Below are 17,448 nucleotides of genomic sequence, written 5' to 3'. Positions count from 1 at the left end.
CATTCTTGGACTACTGATCTGCTTATGAACAGATGACATCGCCCATAAGTAAAATTACGTATTACACGACAGACGCTCAAAGGCGCTGTCGTGATCCCCTGCCATCAATCGGCCCCACCCTCTGCCATGTGTTCGACGATCTTGCTGCGCAACCAGCGTTCAGCTGGGTCGTTGTCGGTCACGCCGCTCCACACCATCGACAGATCGGAATTCTGCAGTTCGAATGGTGGATCGTCCGCACGCAGGCTGGTGCCTTCGATCAAGGCATGGGCTGCAAAGTCCGGTACGGTCGCGAGCATTTCCGTGCCGGCGATGATCGAGCGCAAACCGCTGAACTGTGGCACGGCCAGCACCACGCGGCGTGTGCGATCCAGGCGTGCCAGGTCGTTGTCGATGTTGCCGCACAGGTCGCCCGAGAATGACACCAGTGCATGCGGCCGCGAGCAATATTCGTCCAGGGTCAGCGGGCCCGGGCGATCGTCACCGCGCAAGACCTTGACCTTCATCTCGCGCAACTTGCGCCGCTTGGCGTTGGCCGGTAGCTCGGTGGTATAGCTGACGCCGACGGAAATCTCGCCCGAGGCCAGCATGGGCGACATGAGCAGGAAATTGACCCGGCGCACGACCACCACCACGTCGGGCGCTTCCTCGCGGATCTGGTTGAGCAACGCGGGAAACAGACCAAACTCGGCATCGTCCGACAAGCCAATGCGGAAAGTGTCGCGATTGGTCGCCGGGTTGAATTCGCGCGCCCGGCTGACGGCGCCGGAGATGGTGTCCATGGCTGGCTGCAGTTCCTTGAGAATCGCCAGCGCCCGCGCCGTGGGCTCGAAGGTACGGCCATTGCGTACCAGCAACGGGTCATCGAACAGATCACGCAGGCGCGCCAATGCAGCGCTCACCGCGGGTTGCCCAAGGAACAATTTTTCCGCTGCCCGCGTGAGGTTCTTCTCGAACATCAGGGTTTCGAAGATCACCAGCAGGTTGAGGTCGACGCGGCGTAGATCGTTGCGATTCATCCGGAAATCCTTGGCGTGGGGCACGCACCCGTCGGCACGCGGGGTGGTGCAACCTTATACTGGCGCCCAGTGTGTGCAAGCGGAGCCTCCATGACAACTACCCCACTGCCCTGCCCCGTTGCCGCTCTGGTGCTGGCGGCGGGCTACAGCCGCCGTTTCGTTGGGGACAAACGCAAGGCGCGCTGGACGCCCGAGCGCTCCCTGCTCGCTGCCAGCCTGGACTTGCCGCGCACCGCGCTGGGCGAAGTCTGGGTGGTGATCCGCCCCGATGAGCAACCTGGTGATCTGGCGCTGCCGGAAGACGTGCAGGTTATACAGGATGCGCTGACGTTGCATGGCATGGGGCACAGCATCGCCGCCGGCGCGCGCCATCTGCTGCAGCGCTCGGGCGCCGATGCGCTGGCGATCTTTCTGGGTGATATGCCGGCGATCCGGGCATCAACCCTCGCGGCCTTGCGGGCCGAGGCAGCGCCCGGGCGAATCGTGCTGCCGACCTTTGACGGGCAACCGGGGCACCCGGTGATATTCGGCCGGGACTTCTGGCCGCAACTGACGCAATTATCCGGCGACGCGGGCGCCCGAACGATCCTGCAAGACAACTCAGAGGCTGTCAGGCGCATCCGGGTGGATGATCCCGGCGTGCTGCAGGACATCGACCAGCCCGAGGATCTGCCTAGCGCGGGCACCTGAAATATCAGGCGCCCGCTGGGCGTCAGGGCTTGTCCAGCAGATGGAAGCGCGGCAACGCCAGGTGCCAGTGGATCGCGGCCAGGCGTGCGCCCAATACCACCAGCATGGCGGCGGCGGTGTCGAGCCAGTGCGGCGTGCCCAGCTCGCGCAGGACGATGAAGGTCAGCGCGCCGGCGATGCAGGCCGTGGCATAGATCTCCTTCTGGAAGATCAGCGGGATCTCGTTGCACAGCACGTCGCGGATCACCCCGCCGACCACGCCGGTCATGACCCCCATGATCACCGCCGTGCTGGTCGGCGTGTCGTGCTGCAACGCCAGTTCGGTGCCGTACACGGTGAACACCGCGAGGCCGAAGGCGTCGGCGATCAACAATCCCTTCTCGTGGATCGGCCGCGTCATGCGCACCCAGGCCACGGTTCCCAGTGCCGCCAGCGAGGCGACGAGGATGTAGGTGTCGTCACGAATCCAGCTGACCGGATGGTTGTCCAGGATCAGGTCGCGCAAGGTGCCGCCGCCCAAGGCGGTGACAATGGCCATGACCAGTACGCCGAACAGATCCATGGATTTGCGACCGGCCATCAGCGCCCCGGTGATGGCGAATACCGCTACGCCGAACAGGTCGGCGAAATAGAAAAGCTGCTGCATGTTCAATGATCACCGAACCGCCGTGCGCAGGGTCACGAATTCTTCGGCCGCGCTGGGGTGCACGCCGATGGTTTCGTCGAAGATCTGCTTGGTGGCACCGGCCTTGATGGCGATGGCCAACCCCTGGACGATCTCGCCGGCATCCGGGCCAACCATGTGGCAACCGAGGACGCGATCGGTCTCGGCATCCACCACCAGCTTCATCAGGGTGCGTTCCTGATTGTCGGTCAGGGTAAGTTTCATCGGTCGGAAGCGGCTCTCGAAGATGCGCACCTTGTGCCCCGCCTCGATCGCCTGCTCTTCGCTGAGGCCCACTGTGCCGATGTTGGGCAGGCTGAACACGGCAGTCGGAATGCTGCGGTAGTCCACCGGGCGATATTCCTCGGGCTTGAACAGGCGGCGTGCCACGGCCATGCCTTCGGCCAGGGCGACCGGTGTCAGTTGTATCCGTCCGATCACGTCACCGATGGCCAGAATCGAGGGCGTACTGCTCTGGTAGAGGTCATCCACCTCGATGAACCCGCGATCGTCGAGCTTGACCTCGACGTTCTCCAGACCGAGGTTGTCCAGCATCGGACGGCGCCCGGTGGCATAGAACACGCAATCGGTTTCCAGCGCGCGGCCGTCCTTCAGTGTCGCGATCAGGCTGCCATCGGCCTGGCGCTCGATGCTTGCGATGTCCGCATTGAATTGCAGATCGACGCCCTTCTTGCCCAACTCGTCGCGCAGGTGCTCACGCACCGCGCCGTCGAAGCCGCGAAGGAACAGGTCGCCGCGATACATCAGCGTCGTCTGCGCGCCCATGCCGTTGAAGATCGACACGAACTCCACGGCGATATAGCCGCCGCCCACGACCAGGACGCGCTTGGGCAGTGCGGGCAGGAAGAATGCCTCGTTCGAACTGATGGCCAGCTCGCGCCCCGGAATGTCAGGAATCTGTGGCCAGCCGCCGGTGGCGATGAGAATGCGTTCGCAGCTATGCCGTTGACCATTCACCTCGACGGTATGGGCGTCGACGATGCGCGCATGGCCTTCGAACAGATGGACGCCGCTGTTGGTCAACAGATTGCGGTAGATGCCGTTGAGGCGCTGGATCTCGCGGTTCTTGTTGGCGATCAGGGTGGCCCAGTCAAAGCTGGCTTCGCCCAGCGACCAGCCGTAGGCGCCGGCCTGCTCGATGTCTTCGGCGTAGTGCGCCCCGTAAACCAGCAGCTTCTTCGGCACGCAGCCGACGTTGACGCAGGTGCCGCCCAGATAGCGGCTTTCGGCGACCGCCACGCGTGCACCATAGCCTGCGGCGAAGCGCGCCGCACGGACGCCGCCGGAACCGGCGCCGATCACGAAAAGGTCGAAGTCGTAACTCATTGGGTATCTCCTTGGCAGACGAGGAGCATACCGCAAAGCCCGGCGCTAAGCTGAGAGACGGAGGACAACCCCATGCGCCCTACCCTGACCCATCTGGCTCTGCACGTACCCGATCTCGATGCCTGCATCGCCTTCTACCAACGCTTTTGCGGCATGCAGGTCATTCACGAACGCCCCGGCAAAGGCACCCGCATCGTCTGGATGGCTGAACCAGGCAAGGAGCACCAATTCATCTTCGTCATCATGCCCGGCGGGCAAGACAGGAACCTGGCTGCCAATGATTACAGCCACTTGGGTTTCGCCCTGAACAGCCGTGAGGATGTCGACCGTATCGCGGCTCAGGCCGAGGCCGATGGCTGCCTGATCTGGCCACCACGCGATGAGCCCTACCCGGTCGGCTATTACTGCGGCCTGCGCGACCCGGCCGGCAACTACGTGGAGTTCAGCTACGGCCAGCCACTCGGCCCAGGCTCGGAAGCGATGCCCATTCCCTGAAATGCAAAACGCCACCCGAAGGTGGCGTTCTGTTGACTGGCCGACGTATCAGAACGCCTTGCCGGTCTTGTACAGGTGCTCGAAGCAGAAGTTGGTCGCGTCGATGTAACCCTCGGCGCTGCCGCAGTCGAAACGCTGCCCCTTGAACTTGTACGCCATCACGCAGCCCTGCTGGGCCTGGCGCATCAGGGCGTCGGTGATCTGGATCTCACCACCCTTGCCCGGCGGCGTGCTGCGGATCAGGTCGAAGATGTCCGGGGTCAGGATGTAACGACCGATGATCGCCAGGTTGGACGGCGCGTCTTCGGGCTTGGGCTTCTCCACCATGTTGCTGACGCGATAGATGTCGTCGCGAATCATCTCGCCATCGATCACGCCGTACTTGGAGGTTTCGTCCTTCGGCACTTCCTGGATCGCCACGATGGAGCAGCGGAACTGGTTGTAGAGCTTGACCATTTGCGCCAGTACGCTGTCGCCTTCGAGGTTCAGGCACAGGTCGTCGGCCAGTACCACGGCAAAAGGCTCGTCACCGATCAGCGGCTGACCGCAGAGGATGGCATGGCCCAGGCCTTTCATCTCGACCTGGCGGGTGTAGGAGAAGCTGCACTCGTCGATCAGACGACGGATGCCGACCAGGTACTTCTCCTTGTCGGTGCCCTTGATCTGGTGCTCGAGCTCATAGCTCACATCGAAATGGTCTTCCAGCGCGCGCTTACCACGGCCGGTGACGATGGAGATCTGGTCGAGGCCAGCTTCCAGTGCTTCTTCAACGCCGTACTGGATCAGTGGCTTGTTCACCACCGGCAGCATTTCCTTGGGCATTGCCTTGGTCGCTGGCAAAAAGCGGGTGCCGTAACCGGCAGCGGGGAACAGGCATTTCTTGATCATGGGACTCCCAGATGGGGATGGTTGGATTGCGCCGCTCAGTCTATCAAGCCGCGCTAGCCTTACAACTACCGACTGCTGGCCGACCGATACCACGATACAGAAAACCCTGCTCCGCCAGCTGACCAGCGTCATAGATATTGCGCCCGTCGAACAGCACCGGCATGCGCATCACGCCACGAATACGGGCGAAGTCCGGCTGACGGTACTGCTTCCACTCGGTCACCAGCACCACTGCATCGGCGCCCTGGCTGGCCACGTAGGGCGACTCGCTCAAGGACAACTGCCCGGCCGCGACAGCTTGCGCATAGCGCTTGGCCACTGCGGCACTGGCCACCGGATCGCACGCCTGAACTCGCGCACCGGCGTTGAGCAGCGTATCGAGCAACACCAGGCTCGGTGCTTCACGCAGATCATCGGTACCGGGCTTGAACGCCAAACCCCAGAGCGCGACGACCCGTCCTTGCAGGTGCCCGTTGAAATGCTCGCGGATCGCCTGGAACAGCAGCGTCTTCTGTAACGCATTGCGGGCTTCGACCGCGCGCAGGATGCCGGGTTCAATCCCTTCGTGCTCCGCCGTGCGGATCAGGGCGCGCACGTCCTTCGGGAAGCAGGAGCCGCCGTAGCCGCAGCCGGCGTAGATGAAGTGGGTGCCGATGCGCTTGTCGCTGCCGATGCCGCGCCGCACGTCCTCGATGTCGACACCCAGGCGCGTGCAGATACCGGCCATCTCGTTGATGAAGGAAATCTTCGTGGCCAGGAAGGCGTTGGCGGCATATTTGCTGAATTCCGCCGCACGCAGCCCCATGCACAGCAGACGGTCATGGTTACGCAAAAATGGCGCGTAGAGCCGGCGCAGCAGCTCGCGGCCTCGTTCGTCGTCGCAGCCGACGATCACGCGGTCAGGACGCATGAAGTCCTCCACCGCCGAGCCTTCCTTGAGAAATTCCGGGTTGCTCGCCACCACCACCCGCGCGCATTGCTGGCGGCGCGCAAGCGCTGTGTTGATGCGCCGTGCCACCTGCTCGCCGGTGCCGACCGGCACGGTGGATTTGTCTACCACCAGGCAGCTGTGTTCGAGTCGCTCGCCCAGTTCGTCGGCCACTGCCAGGACATGGCTCAGATCCGCCGAGCCATCCTCGCCACTGGGCGTGCCCACTGCGATGAAGATGATCTCGGCCTGGTCGATCCCCGCGGCCAGCTCGGTGGTGAAACTGAGCTGCGCACTGGCCGTTTGCGCCTTGAGGATGGCCTCCAGCCCCGGCTCGTAGATCGGCACCTCGCCTCGGCTCAGGCGCGCGACGCGAAACGGGTCACGCTCCACGCACACCACCCGATTGCCCATCTCGGCGAAGCACGCCGCACTCACCAGGCCGACGTAGCCCGCACCGATCACACAGATTCGCATGGTAGTTCCTCCGGTTTTGCTGCGATTGCAACGAAAACCGGTGGCAGCGATATGGCAGTTGGATGAAGGAGCTGTGACGAGAGCCTGAGGAATTGGGCGGCTGACGTGTCAGCAGTTGGTCGAAGCAGTGAGGACAGGCTATCTATTCGCCATTACACCATTGATAATAGTTCTCATTATAATTAATAATTCTTAACTCCATCCCTCCCCGGCAATTCGTGAGAATCGTCGATTACACCTCCAGATAGAGATATCACTATGCGTGTACTGGTCGTAGAAGACGACCTTTCCGTCAGTCACTGGCTGGGCAGCAAGCTCCATGCCTGCGGCCACAACTGCCGCCTGATAGACAACGGGGAAGGTGCGCTGCGCATGATCCGCGACGAGGCTTTCGATGTGGTTATCCTCGACCGCATGCTGCCACGCATGGACGGCATCGAAGTGCTTTCCCATCTGCATGGTCAGCCACGCCCCCCTATTCTCATCCTCTCTGCCAACGACCAGGTATCCGACCGCGTCGAGGGACTGCGGGCCGGCGCCGATGACTACCTGGGCAAGCCTTTCGACTTCACCGAGTTGCTGCTGCGCCTGGAGCTTCTGGCCAGGCGTCGGCAACACCCGACTCACGAGGAGCGACAGCAGATCGAGGATCTGAGCATCGATTTGGCTCGCCGCGAGGTCATGCGCGCCGGTCAGCGGATCGACCTTACCGACAAGGAATTCAAATTGCTGCAGGTATTGGCCGAGCATCAGGGGCAGACCGTTACCCGCGGCATGCTGCTGGAGAAGGTCTGGGGCTATCACTTCGATCCGCAAACCAACCTGATCGACGTCCACCTGTCCAAGCTGCGCAACAAGATCGACAAGGGCTTTGCACGGCAATTGATCCGCACCATCCGGGCGATAGGCTACGTCCTTGGTTAACGTGTTCAGTCTCAGGCAGCTGTTCAGTACCAGCAATTTCCAGCAAGCCTCGACCATTGCCTTCATCAGCCTGCTCATTGCGCTGGCGTCGATCATCTTCAGCAATCACCTGCTGGAGCTGATCATGCGCAGCCATGTGCGTGACATGATTCTTAATGACGTTCGCTCGCAACAACTGCACGGGCGACTGCTGCTTAGCAAGGACGTGGTCTCGGCCCTGCAATACCGGGAACCTTTCGAAAACCGCAAGGAACGTCACTCGCTGGTCATCGACAACCAGGGGCTGCCGCTCTATGGCGACGTTCATTTGCTGCCCAGCCTCGCCTGCCAGGGAGAATGCGCCAGTAACTGGCGCCACACGACCCTCCATGGCGAGGATGGCAACGAGGCGGAGATCCTCGGCCTGCTGGTGCCACTGGCCGACGGCGGCCGCTACTTCAGCGCCTACGACTTGCGTCCGATGCTCGAGCGTACGCGCATCATTCCTTTGATGGCCGGTGCTGGTCTGCTGTTGGTGCTACTGCTGATCCTGCTCATCAGCTTGCCGTTCAGCCGACGCAACCTTGCGCGCATCAATCACATACGGGACGCCCTCTCCCGCTACGCCAGCGGCGATCACAGCGCACGTGCGCCCAGTGCCCGTGACGGCGACGAGTTCGACCAGCTAGGTGGCGAGATCAACCAGAGCCTGCTGCGCATCGACCGATTGATGGAGGAAGTGAGGACGGTCACCAGCCATATCGCCCACGAGTTGCGCACCCCGCTGACGCGCCTGCAAAGCCGCCTGCTCAGCGTCAGCGAACGTCTCGAGGGCGAACCTCGCGAGGAATTGCTGCGCGCCGTGCAAGACAGCGAGCGCATCCAGAGCCTGTTCCGCGCGGTGATGCGCGTCGGCGAGGTGGAAACCGGCCGCTGCGCCCATCAGTTCGAGGTGATTCTGGCCCGTGAGCTGCTGGAGGACGTGCGTGAGTACTACCTACCGCTGGCCGAGGAGCGTGATTGTCTGCTGCAGATCGAGTGTGCGCCCGACTACCGCCTGTATGGCGACCGTGCCCTGCTGTTTCAGGCCCTGGCCAATCTGGTCGACAACGCGCTGAAGTACGCGCCGACCGGATCGCCAATTCTGTTAGCGGCAGCCAACCTGCCTGGACGCCAGACGCTGAGTGTCGCCGACCGCGGACGAGGCATACCTCGCGAGCTCAATGCCAAGGCCATGGAGCGCTTCAGCCGCCTCGACACCAGCGGTGACGTGCCGGGCAACGGCCTGGGGCTGACCCTTACGCGAGCCATCTGCGACCTGCATGGAGGACGCCTGGTACTGGCGGACAACCAGCCGGGCCTGCGCGCGATCCTGGAGCTCAAGCCGGCGCCAACGGGTGTGTGAGGCGCTTTCCTTAAGCATTCTTAATGAAATCGATCTTGCTTCGCATTTGAGAATAAATCCTAATAGTGGCTCCTGAAAACACACGCTCGCCTTTAGCTGACGGAGCTGTCATGTCCAATCGCATCAAGCAATTCCTCGCCGACGAAAGCGGCGTCACCGCCATCGAGTACGGCATCCTCGCCGCCGCCATGGCTGCGGCCATCGGCATCATCTTCGGTTCTGACGGTGTATTCGTGACCGCGCTCAAGGAGCGCTTCTCCTCGATCGCTGACCAGATCACCAATACCAACAACCCGGGCTCCACCAAGTAAGCGCGGCCCCAGGCGCTGGAGTACGGCATGGACAATCTGTTCATCATCATCGTCCTGCTGCCGGCGCTGCTGTTCGTGGTCGGCTCCGACCTGCTCTACCGGCGCATCCATAACCTGCTCATCCTGCTGCTGCTGGCCCTGTGGCTGGTGCTGCCAGTCAGTGCCGTGTTCGGCTTTGGCCCCTGGGGCACGATGAGCAGCGCCGAGCTGTTCGATCAGGTCGCGTATGGCCTGCTCGGCGCCATGCTGGTACTGGTGATCGGCTTCGGCCTGTTCTGCCTCGGCCGGGTCGGTGCCGGCGACATCAAACTGGTGGCTGCGGTGAGCCTGTGGATGTGCCAGTCGGATCAGATGGCCTTCCTTATCGTGACGGCCCTGGCCGGTGGCATGCTGGCCCTCGGCCTACCACTGCTCAACCAGATCGAGCACGCCCTCGCCCTGCGCTGGCAACGCCTGGGCACTGCCTGCCCACGCCTGAACATTCCATTGCCCGTGGCACTCACCGAGCAACGACCACAGGGCATTCCCTACGGCGTGGCCATCGCCATCGGTGCGCTCTACACGCTGTTGGTTCCCATCCATTCCTAGACACGGTTCACGCCATGAAAACCCCTTCCGTCCTCCTCGTGGCCGGCACGCTGCTGGTTGCCGGCAGCGCAGCCTTGCTGGCTCGCGTAATGCTGACTCCGCCGCCACCGCCGCCCGTGGTCGAGAAACCCGTCATCGAAGCACCCAAGCCAAGTTATCCGGCGGTGCTGGTCGCGAGTCGTGATCTGCGTCCGGGTGACTTCATCGATACCGATGCCGTGGAGTGGAAACCAAGCGACAGCCAAGTCGATGAGCGCCTGTATTACACCCGTGGTAGCGAGGCAGCGAGCCAGTTAACCGGGGCCAGCGTGCGCCATGCGATAACGGCTGGAACGCCGCTGACCAATGGCATCGTGGTACGCCCTAACGAGCCCGGCTTCATCGCCACCGTAATCACGCCCGGCATGCGCGCCATTACTGTGCCAACCAACCAGACGGCCAGTCAGCACAGCATGCTCACTTCCGGTGATCGGGTGGATGTGATGCTCAACCTTGAGCGTGATGAACAAAGTAGTGCCGAGGCCGGTAATGCACCTCGCCTGGCAGCGCAGACACTGCTGCAAAACGTGCGCGTACTGTCGCTCGACAACCAAACTCGCAGCCCTCTGCAGCAGCGTCCCAGCGAGCCTGCCAACGGCAAGAAGAACGCGGATGCCTACCCCAGCCACTCGGCCCAGACCGTGACACTGGAAGTACCGCCCGTCTACGCCGAGCGACTGGCCCTGGCCAGCCAAGTTGGCACCTTGAATCTGATTTTGCGCAGCAGCCGGGAAAACGGTGATGGCCAGGTCAAGGTCGGTAGCGGTCGTGTCACCACCCTGGCGCAGACCACCAGCGTGTACCGCGTCGCCGCCCCCTCGGGCCAGCGCGCCCCCGTAAAGACCTTTCACGGCGACGCCAGTAACACGGTGCAGTTCGGTACCCCTTGAAGCGCCTAACGCTCAGCCCCTTCTGCCAACAGAGAATTTGATAGATGAAGTTCGCGCTCAAACACTTGGCCTTGCCGCTGGCCTGCCTGCTCACTAGCCCTGGGCTGGTTCATGCTGAGACCTCGGATACCGCCGAGAGCAAGACTGAGGAACCCAACGCTTACAACCCTGACCTCGACCTGGCGTTTGCCCGCGAATACTACGAGCAAAACGGCCAAGTAACCGAGACGGCGGCGCCAGCGGTGCGCCAACTGCGCAAGGGACTGAAGACCGTCGAGGAAACCGAGACTGTCCAACTGCTGCTCAACCAGGGGCGCCTGCTGCAACTGCCGCGCGAAGCCACCAACGTCATGGTGGCCAACCCCGAGGTCGCCAGCTTCCAGGTAGCATCGCCAGGCAGTGTCTTCGTGTTTGCCAAGATCCCCGGCACCACCACCCTCTACGCGCTGGACGCCAATGATGAAGTGGTCGCAGCCGTGCGCCTGGTGGCCACGCCGAACATCGCTGCGCTGACCCGCCTGAGCGAGCAAATCGCCAATGAAATCCCCGGGGCCAAGGTGGAGTTCGTCCCCTCCGGCAGCAGCCTGATCGTGCGTGGCAGCGTACGCACTCCGCAGCAGGCCAAGCAGGTCATGGACAGCGTCGAGGCCAATCTCGGCGCCCGCTCCAGCCAGGGCGGCGGCGCCCAGCCGCAAGCGCAGGGTGGCAATGGCCAGGGCGCGCCGCGAGTGATCAACCAACTCAAGGTGGAGCTGTCCGCCCAGGTCAATATCAGCGTGCGCATCGTCGAGGTGTCGCGCAGCCTGACTTCTTCGTTGGGCATGAACTGGGATGTCGCGCTCAAGGACGGCAACTACTTCCTGCGCAATGGCGCCTCGCTGTTCGATGCCAGCACAGGCGCCTTCAGCGGTGGCACGGTAACCAATGCGGTCGCGGGTGGTTTCCACCGCAACGGTTCGGTCACCGTCGGCGGCCTGCTCACTGCGCTATCCGACGACGGCCTGGCGACCATTCTGGCCGAACCGAACCTCACCGCGATGTCCGGCGAGACCGCCGGTTTCGCTGCTGGCGGCGAGGTGCCCATCGTCACCTTCGTCAACAACAGCGTGAACATCGACTTCAAGCAGTACGGCGTGATCATGCGCATGACCCCGACCCTGCTGTCGCCGAATCGCATCAGCCTGCACGTCGCCCCGGAAGTCAGTGACCTGTCCGACGAAGGCGCCGTGACCCTGGACGGCTTCACCATCCCGGCATTCAAGGTGCGCCGCGCCGATACCACGGTGGAGTTGGCCAGCGGCCAGAGCTTCGCCCTCGCCGGCATGCTGCGCAGCAGTATCAACCAGCAGGTCAGCAGCGTGCCCGGCCTCAAGAGCCTGCCTCTGCTCGGCCGTTTATTCGAGACCGAGACCAGCGAACAGAGCGACAGCGAGTTGGTGATCATCGCCACCGCCTACGTGGTCGAGCCGACCGCGGCCGGCGCCTTGCAGTCTCCCGGCCGTGGCATTCGCGCGCTGGACACCATGATTCCGCCCCAGGCCACTGCCGGCTACCTGTACTGAGGATATTCGCCATGCCCGCACGTCCCCTGCTCTCCCTGCTGGCCCTCGCCCTGCTGCTGGCCGGTTGCGACCGCCATGTGAACCAGTTGCGCGAACAGCGTTTCGCGCCTTTCGGCGAAATCGAGCAACCCAAGGTCGCCCCCTCGGCGCTGGTCGCCTCGCTCAAGGCCAATGGCAACGGCAGCTTCACCGCCGAGTCGCTGGCCAACCTCAACACGCTGTTGCGCGCTCAAGGTCGTCTGCGCCAACAAACCCTCACCCTGCAGCCCTACACGCCGTCCGGCGAACGCCTGGCACAGCGCCTGGCTGATGTGCTGCGCGCCCAGGGTGCGGTGAGCGAGCAGGTGATTGTCATGCCGTCGCGCCTGGAAGCCCCGCAAGCCAACGAATGGGATCTGCAGGTGGTCTCCGAGGCCTTGGTGGTCAAGGTGCCGGACTGCAACATCGCCAACCCCGACGCCTGGACGGTCAAGCCCTATCAGGCCATCGGTACGCTGGGCTGCGCCAATCGCGCCAATATCGCCGCCATGGTGTCCGACCCGCGCGATCTGCTGCGCCCACAAGCACTCGATGGCGGCGACGGAATCGGCGCGGTGAATGCCGTGGGCCGCTACCACGACGACGAAGTCCGCGAATTGCTCGACATCGACTTCCAGGACTGAGCCAGCAGGCCCGACGCAAAGAGATCCGCACCATGAACGACACGACCCAAGCGCTCAAAAACGATACGCCCACTCTGATGCTGTTCGCCGCCAGCAGCGAAGAAGCCGCCCGCTTCGGCGCACAGCTACAACGGCTCGGCCAGGAAGCCAGCCAGGCACGCGCTGGCGGCATCGCTGCGGCCATCGCCTGGAGCCGCGACAACCCGCCGCCGCAGGTGCTGGTCATCGACATCGATGGCGATGCCATGCCCCTGCAGTCGCTGGCCGAACTGGGCGAAATCTGCGATCCGGCTTGCCATATCGTGGTCATTGGCAGCAAGCAGGACGTCGACCTTTACCGTACCCTGCTGCACAGCGGCGTATTCGATTACCTGGCCAAGCCGGTGCCACTGGATCTGCTGGCCGCCACCCTGGGCCGCGCCCGCGCGGGCCAGGCCACCAGCCATGGCGCGCGCAGCGGTCGCACCATCGCCATCAGCGGCGCCTCTGGTGGCTGCGGCGTGAGCACCGTGGTCGCCGGCCTGGCGCAGATCCTTTCGCTGGATCGGCACATGGCCAGCGCCGTGGTCGACTTCGACCGGCACAACGGCGACCAGAGCCTGCTGCTGGGCTACGAGGGCGACGCGGGCCTGGCCGGTGCACTGAGCAGCGGTGAGATCGACAGCCGCCTGCTGCAACGCGCCATGGGCCGGATCAACGAGCGCCTGCACCTGTTGGCCCAGGCCCCGACCCTGCGCCCCGAGCAGAATTTCAGCGCCGAGCACCTGCTGTTTCTCGGTGCCAACCTCTGTCAGATGTTCAACCAGGTGATCTGGGATCTGCCGGCCGGTCATCCGCACGGCACCCTGGATGTGCTGGCTCACGCGCAGACGCGCATTCTGCTCACCGACCTGACCGTGCAGGACGCGCGCAATCTGCACCGTCTGCTGCGCGAGATCGGCGACGAGAGCGACGGCCAGCACCTGCTACTGGTGGCCAATGCCGCACGAGGCAACCACGCTGGCGTGGTCGAGCGCAGCCAGTTCGAGGATTTCATCGAGCGACGCATCGACCTGCAATTGCCCTATGCAGGGCCTGCGTTGGCGGCCAGCCTGCTCACCGGCTCATTGAACCTGACCGCCGCTCCGGCGCTGCAAGTGGCCCTGCAGGATCTGGCCGACATGGCCACCGGGCATGCGCCCAAGCGCGCCACCGTTGCCAGCGGCAACCTGCTCTCACGCCTCAAGCGCGTGCTGAACCGCCAAGCGGCCTGAGGAGAGTTCGCCCATGCTCATCCGTCACCCGCACAAGAATCGCGAACTGCGCCAACAGGCGCAAAGCGAGCCGCAGCCCGCGCAGCAGGACGTGCGCGCCACCAGCGTGCAGCGCAACGCCCAGGCCAAGCCGGTGGACAACGCCAGCACGCAGAACCGCAAGCTGATTCGCGGCTACCTGTATGACCAGATCGACCCGCTCAAGGCCGCCGCCATGGGCCGCGACAAGCTGCGTGTGCAGATCGAGTCGCTGATCCGCCGTATCTGCGATGACAACCGCCTGCAGCTGTCGCGCCAGGAAGAGGAAGCCATCGCCGAGGAAATGCTCAACGAGATGGTGGGCATCGGCCCGATCCAGCCGTTGCTGCACGACGACTCGGTCAACGACATTCTGGTCAATGGCGCAGGGCAAGTGTTCGTCGAACGCTACGGCAAGCTGGAGCTGTCGCCGATCACCTTCGTCGACGAAGAGCATGTGCTCAACACCGCCCAGCGCATCGCCGCCGCCGTGGGCCGGCGCATCGACGAGAGCCACCCGATGGTCGACGCGCGCCTGGCCGACGGCAGCCGGGTCAACGTCATCACCTACCCACTGGCCATCGACGGCACCAGCATCTCGATCCGTAAGTTCATGCGCCGCAACATGTCGCTGGAAATTCTCGCCGAACGCGGCGCGCTGTCCATGGACATGGCTGAGGTGCTCAAGCGCGCCATGGTGGCCAAGCTCAACATCATCGTTTCCGGCGGTACCGGCGCGGGCAAGACCACCCTGCTCAACGCCCTGTCACAGAACATCAGCAACGACGATCGCATCATCACCATCGAGGATGCCGCCGAGCTGCAACTGCAACAGGTCCATGTGGTGCGCCTGGAAACCCGTCCGGTCAGTGCCGAGGGCACCGGCAAGGTCGACCAGCGCGACCTGGTGCGCAACGCCCTGCGCATGCGCCCCGACCGCATCATCCTCGGTGAGGTACGGGGCGGCGAGTGCTTCGACATGCTGCAGGCGATGAACACCGGCCACGACGGTTCGCTCTGTACGGTGCACGCCAACACTCCGCGCGACGCCATCATGCGCCTGGAGAACATGGTGATGATGGCCAGCATGCAGTTGCCACTGGAAGCCATCCGCCGGCAGATCGCCAGCGCCGTCAACCTCATCGTGCAGGTCGAGCGGCAGCGCGATGGCGGGCGACGCATCGTCTCGATCACCGAGGTCTGCGGCATGGAGAACGACGTGATCCAGACCCAGGAACTGTTCGCCTTCAAGACCCACGGCATCGACGCCCAGGGCCGCCTGCAGGGCCAATACGTGTCCAGCGGCCAGCGCCCGCACTTCTACAACGACCACGCCCACCTCTTCGAGGGGCAGATCTGATGGACGCCGTGCTTGATCTGCTGACCCTGCTGGTGTTCGCCGTCGTTGTACTCACGGTGCTGACGGTACGCAGCCTGAAGCGCCGCAACGTGCCGGACAAAGCCGTGGTGCAGCGCTTGGAGAAGCTCAAGGGCGAACTCGTCGGCGAGGCGATCAAGCAAAGTCCGCAGGTGTCGGTCGACGGCATCCTGCGCGAGATGCAGCAAGCGCCCTTTGCCGACCTGCCCGTGATAGGCCCGCATATCTCCCGCATCTGGCTGGGTATCAGCGTGCTCGGCTGGCGTCAGAGCCTGCCGATGCGCCTGGCCCTGACCGGCCTGGCCAGCCTGATCGGCGGCGTACTGCTGGGGCGCGAAACGCCGCTGCCGGTGTTGGCCAGCCTGCTGCTGACCCTGGTGTTCTTCGCCGTGCTCGCCACCCTGGGCTACAACAAGGGCCTGGCCAAGCACCTGGCCGAGCTCAAGCAGAGCCTGCCGGAAGCCATCGACGCCATCACCCGCACGGCCCGCGCGGGCGTGCCAGTGAGCAACGCCTTCGCCCTGGTGGCGCCGAACCTGGCCGGGCCGCTGTCGGTGGAATTCGCCTTGATCGACAACTGGCTGCGCCTGGGCGTGCCGCTGCGCCAGGCCATGCAGGATTCGGCCAAGCGTATCCCGCTCAACGAGTACCGCTTCTTCGCGGTGATCCTGATCATCAACCAGGAGGCCGGTGGCCGCCTGGGGGAAACCCTGGATCGGCTGTCGGCGACCCTGCGTGACCGCCACGAACTGCACCTGAAAATTCAGGCCAAGACCTCCGAGGCCCGCGCCTCGGCGAAGATCGTCGCCTCACTGGTGCCCTTTGCCCTCGGCTACATGTACCTCAACTCGCCACGCGACTTTCACTTCCTGCTCGGCGACCCGACCGGCAACATGGTTTTGTTCTACGCCTTCGGCAGTGTCGCCCTGGGCCTGACCCTCACCCACCTGATGGTAAGGAGGGTGACATGAGCACCCTGCTCGACAATCCCCTGGCCGCCAGTGCGCTGGCGATCCTGCTGGCCGGCGTCGGCCTGCTGCTGATCGGCCTGCACCAGCGCAGCAAGCTCGCCCCGCTGCGCCAGCGCCTGCGCCCGGACGCCCCGCAAGCCAGTGCGCCGGTTCGCCAGGACGACATCCTGCGCGGCCAGGGTCTGCAACTGCCTGCGCGCCTGCAGGCCTTGCTGCTGCCGACAGCGCGTTTCGGCGAAGGGCTGGCGGGCACCGACAACGACCGCCAAAAACTACGCCGCCTGCTGAGCATGGCGGGTTTCCGCAACCCGGAAGCACTCGGCCTATTGATGGTTGGCAAGTACGCGCTCGGCCTGATGCTGGCGATGGTGGTGCTGTTCGGCGTGCTGGAGCCCGGCTCGCGCCTGGGCATGAATGGCCTGGCCGGTGGGCTGATGGCGCTGTTCGCCGGCACCACGGCCCCGGAACTGTGGCTGAAGATGCGCAGCGCCAAACGCGGTGAGCGCCTGTCGCGCAGCCTGCCCGATGGCCTCGACCTGATGGTGATCTGCGCCGAGGCTGGTTTGCCGCTAGGCCGCGTGCTGCAAGTGGTGTCCAAGGAACTCGCGCTGTCGGCACCAGAGCTGGCCGACGAGCTGCGCTACACCTACGCCGAACTGCAGATCCTCAGCGACCGTCCGCGCGCACTGCTCAACCTGGCCGAGCGCACCGGCGTGAGCGGCATCGAAAGCATGGTCGCCACCTTGATCCAGGCCGAGCGCTACGGCACGCCGCTGTCGCAGGCACTGCGCACCATTTCCGAGGAAAGTCGCAAGACGCTGATCCTCAACCTCGAAGAGCGCGCCGGCAAGCTGCCTGCCCAGTTGAGCGTGCCCCTGATGACCCTGATCCTGCCGCCTATCGTGGCGATGATGGGCGCACCGGCGATGGTGCGCGTCATCCGCCTGCTCAGCCAATGAT

18 protein-coding genes are annotated in these 17,448 nt (G+C 63.9%); 13 read left to right on the top strand and 5 right to left on the bottom strand.

The window, feature by feature from the left end; translation table 11 throughout:
* Positions 1-104: 104 nt before the first annotated feature.
* On the bottom strand, positions 105-1,019 hold the full coding sequence (locus ACODS1_RS04220) for a LysR family transcriptional regulator (protein ID WP_489084663.1): 915 nt from the start codon (positions 1,017-1,019) through the stop codon (positions 105-107).
* Between the two features lie 90 nt (positions 1,020-1,109).
* Here ACODS1_RS04220 and ACODS1_RS04215 point away from each other — a divergent pair, with 90 nt between their 5' ends.
* Complete coding sequence (locus ACODS1_RS04215) at positions 1,110-1,709, top strand: nucleotidyltransferase family protein (RefSeq protein ID WP_489084662.1); 600 nt, start codon at positions 1,110-1,112, stop codon at positions 1,707-1,709.
* Between the two features lie 22 nt (positions 1,710-1,731).
* Here ACODS1_RS04215 and ACODS1_RS04210 read toward each other — a convergent pair whose 3' ends face one another.
* Together ACODS1_RS04210 and gorA are read right to left on the bottom strand one after the other, a co-directional pair.
* A complete protein-coding gene (locus ACODS1_RS04210) occupies positions 1,732-2,355 on the bottom strand; it encodes a trimeric intracellular cation channel family protein (protein ID WP_489084661.1) in 624 nt (207 codons plus the stop codon).
* Positions 2,356-2,364: 9 nt separating this feature from the next.
* A complete protein-coding gene (gene gorA / locus ACODS1_RS04205; protein ID WP_489084660.1) occupies positions 2,365-3,720 on the bottom strand; it encodes a glutathione-disulfide reductase in 1,356 nt (451 codons plus the stop codon).
* Positions 3,721-3,792: 72 nt separating this feature from the next.
* On the opposite strand from gorA, the gene ACODS1_RS04200 reads away from it, so the two are divergent.
* Complete coding sequence (locus ACODS1_RS04200; protein WP_489084659.1) at positions 3,793-4,215, top strand: VOC family protein; 423 nt, start codon at positions 3,793-3,795, stop codon at positions 4,213-4,215.
* 48 nt (positions 4,216-4,263) lie between these two features.
* Here ACODS1_RS04200 and galU read toward each other — a convergent pair whose 3' ends face one another.
* Entirely contained in the window at positions 4,264-5,103 is an 840-nt protein-coding gene (gene galU / locus ACODS1_RS04195; protein ID WP_489084658.1) for a UTP--glucose-1-phosphate uridylyltransferase GalU, read from the bottom strand.
* A gap of 43 nt (positions 5,104-5,146) precedes the next feature.
* Positions 5,147-6,508 carry a UDP-glucose dehydrogenase family protein gene (locus ACODS1_RS04190; RefSeq protein ID WP_489084657.1) on the bottom strand — a complete coding sequence of 454 codons (1,362 nt, stop codon included), beginning with the start codon at positions 6,506-6,508 and terminating at the stop codon, positions 5,147-5,149.
* A 258-nt stretch (positions 6,509-6,766) separates the two neighbouring features.
* On the opposite strand from ACODS1_RS04190, the gene ACODS1_RS04185 reads away from it, so the two are divergent.
* The 11 genes from ACODS1_RS04185 (at position 6,767) to ACODS1_RS04135 (ending at position 17,447) form a co-directional block, all read left to right on the top strand.
* Positions 6,767-7,432 carry a response regulator transcription factor gene (locus ACODS1_RS04185; RefSeq protein ID WP_322977807.1) on the top strand — a complete coding sequence of 222 codons (666 nt, stop codon included), beginning with the start codon at positions 6,767-6,769 and terminating at the stop codon, positions 7,430-7,432.
* 1 nt (position 7,433) lies between these two features.
* Positions 7,434-8,816: a sensor histidine kinase gene (locus ACODS1_RS04180; RefSeq protein ID WP_489084656.1), complete on the top strand. Its 1,383-nt coding sequence runs from the start codon at positions 7,434-7,436 to the stop codon at positions 8,814-8,816.
* 110 nt (positions 8,817-8,926) lie between these two features.
* The gene (locus tag ACODS1_RS04175) at positions 8,927-9,127 is read left to right on the top strand and encodes a Flp family type IVb pilin (protein ID WP_322977809.1); all 201 of its coding nucleotides are present in this window, start codon (positions 8,927-8,929) and stop codon (positions 9,125-9,127) included.
* A 27-nt stretch (positions 9,128-9,154) separates the two neighbouring features.
* Entirely contained in the window at positions 9,155-9,715 is a 561-nt protein-coding gene (locus ACODS1_RS04170) for an A24 family peptidase (protein ID WP_489084655.1), read from the top strand.
* Between the two features lie 14 nt (positions 9,716-9,729).
* Complete coding sequence (gene cpaB / locus ACODS1_RS04165) at positions 9,730-10,644, top strand: Flp pilus assembly protein CpaB (RefSeq protein WP_489084654.1); 915 nt, start codon at positions 9,730-9,732, stop codon at positions 10,642-10,644.
* Positions 10,645-10,688: 44 nt separating this feature from the next.
* Positions 10,689-12,206 (top strand): type II and III secretion system protein family protein, encoded by a 1,518-nt coding sequence (locus tag ACODS1_RS04160; RefSeq protein ID WP_489084653.1) that lies wholly within the window; start codon positions 10,689-10,691, stop codon positions 12,204-12,206.
* An 11-nt stretch (positions 12,207-12,217) separates the two neighbouring features.
* Entirely contained in the window at positions 12,218-12,868 is a 651-nt protein-coding gene (locus tag ACODS1_RS04155; RefSeq protein ID WP_489084652.1) for a CpaD family pilus assembly lipoprotein, read from the top strand.
* Positions 12,869-12,900: 32 nt separating this feature from the next.
* Complete coding sequence (locus tag ACODS1_RS04150) at positions 12,901-14,121, top strand: CpaE/TadZ family protein (protein WP_489084651.1); 1,221 nt, start codon at positions 12,901-12,903, stop codon at positions 14,119-14,121.
* Between the two features lie 13 nt (positions 14,122-14,134).
* Entirely contained in the window at positions 14,135-15,499 is a 1,365-nt protein-coding gene (locus tag ACODS1_RS04145) for a TadA family conjugal transfer-associated ATPase (protein WP_322977815.1), read from the top strand.
* The gene (locus tag ACODS1_RS04140; RefSeq protein ID WP_322977816.1) at positions 15,499-16,488 is read left to right on the top strand and encodes a type II secretion system F family protein; all 990 of its coding nucleotides are present in this window, start codon (positions 15,499-15,501) and stop codon (positions 16,486-16,488) included. Before ACODS1_RS04145 ends, ACODS1_RS04140 begins: the two co-directional genes overlap by 1 nt.
* Entirely contained in the window at positions 16,485-17,447 is a 963-nt protein-coding gene (locus ACODS1_RS04135; protein ID WP_489084650.1) for a type II secretion system F family protein, read from the top strand. Before ACODS1_RS04140 ends, ACODS1_RS04135 begins: the two co-directional genes overlap by 4 nt.
* Position 17,448 lies beyond the last annotated feature (1 nt).

This window comes from Pseudomonas sp. FG29 (assembly GCF_057809355.1).
Note: the sequence above shows the minus strand (reverse complement) of the source record. Positions and strands in the feature narration are given on the sequence as shown.

Bases quoted from the DNA above. Each gene is read 5' to 3' on its own strand.
- ACODS1_RS04220 (WP_489084663.1), bottom strand. From the start codon at position 1,019: ATGAATCGCAACGATCTACGCCGCGTCGACCTCAACCTGCTGGTGATC.
- ACODS1_RS04215 (WP_489084662.1), top strand. From the start codon at position 1,110: ATGACAACTACCCCACTGCCCTGCCCCGTTGCCGCTCTGGTGCTGGCG.
- ACODS1_RS04210 (WP_489084661.1), bottom strand. From the start codon at position 2,355: ATGCAGCAGCTTTTCTATTTCGCCGACCTGTTCGGCGTAGCGGTATTC.
- gorA (WP_489084660.1), bottom strand. From the start codon at position 3,720: ATGAGTTACGACTTCGACCTTTTCGTGATCGGCGCCGGTTCCGGCGGC.
- ACODS1_RS04200 (WP_489084659.1), top strand. From the start codon at position 3,793: ATGCGCCCTACCCTGACCCATCTGGCTCTGCACGTACCCGATCTCGAT.
- galU (WP_489084658.1), bottom strand. From the start codon at position 5,103: ATGATCAAGAAATGCCTGTTCCCCGCTGCCGGTTACGGCACCCGCTTT.
- ACODS1_RS04190 (WP_489084657.1), bottom strand. From the start codon at position 6,508: ATGCGAATCTGTGTGATCGGTGCGGGCTACGTCGGCCTGGTGAGTGCG.
- ACODS1_RS04185 (WP_322977807.1), top strand. From the start codon at position 6,767: ATGCGTGTACTGGTCGTAGAAGACGACCTTTCCGTCAGTCACTGGCTG.
- ACODS1_RS04175 (WP_322977809.1), top strand. From the start codon at position 8,927: ATGTCCAATCGCATCAAGCAATTCCTCGCCGACGAAAGCGGCGTCACC.
- ACODS1_RS04170 (WP_489084655.1), top strand. From the start codon at position 9,155: ATGGACAATCTGTTCATCATCATCGTCCTGCTGCCGGCGCTGCTGTTC.
- cpaB (WP_489084654.1), top strand. From the start codon at position 9,730: ATGAAAACCCCTTCCGTCCTCCTCGTGGCCGGCACGCTGCTGGTTGCC.
- ACODS1_RS04160 (WP_489084653.1), top strand. From the start codon at position 10,689: ATGAAGTTCGCGCTCAAACACTTGGCCTTGCCGCTGGCCTGCCTGCTC.
- ACODS1_RS04155 (WP_489084652.1), top strand. From the start codon at position 12,218: ATGCCCGCACGTCCCCTGCTCTCCCTGCTGGCCCTCGCCCTGCTGCTG.
- ACODS1_RS04150 (WP_489084651.1), top strand. From the start codon at position 12,901: ATGAACGACACGACCCAAGCGCTCAAAAACGATACGCCCACTCTGATG.
- ACODS1_RS04145 (WP_322977815.1), top strand. From the start codon at position 14,135: ATGCTCATCCGTCACCCGCACAAGAATCGCGAACTGCGCCAACAGGCG.
- ACODS1_RS04140 (WP_322977816.1), top strand. From the start codon at position 15,499: ATGGACGCCGTGCTTGATCTGCTGACCCTGCTGGTGTTCGCCGTCGTT.
- ACODS1_RS04135 (WP_489084650.1), top strand. From the start codon at position 16,485: ATGAGCACCCTGCTCGACAATCCCCTGGCCGCCAGTGCGCTGGCGATC.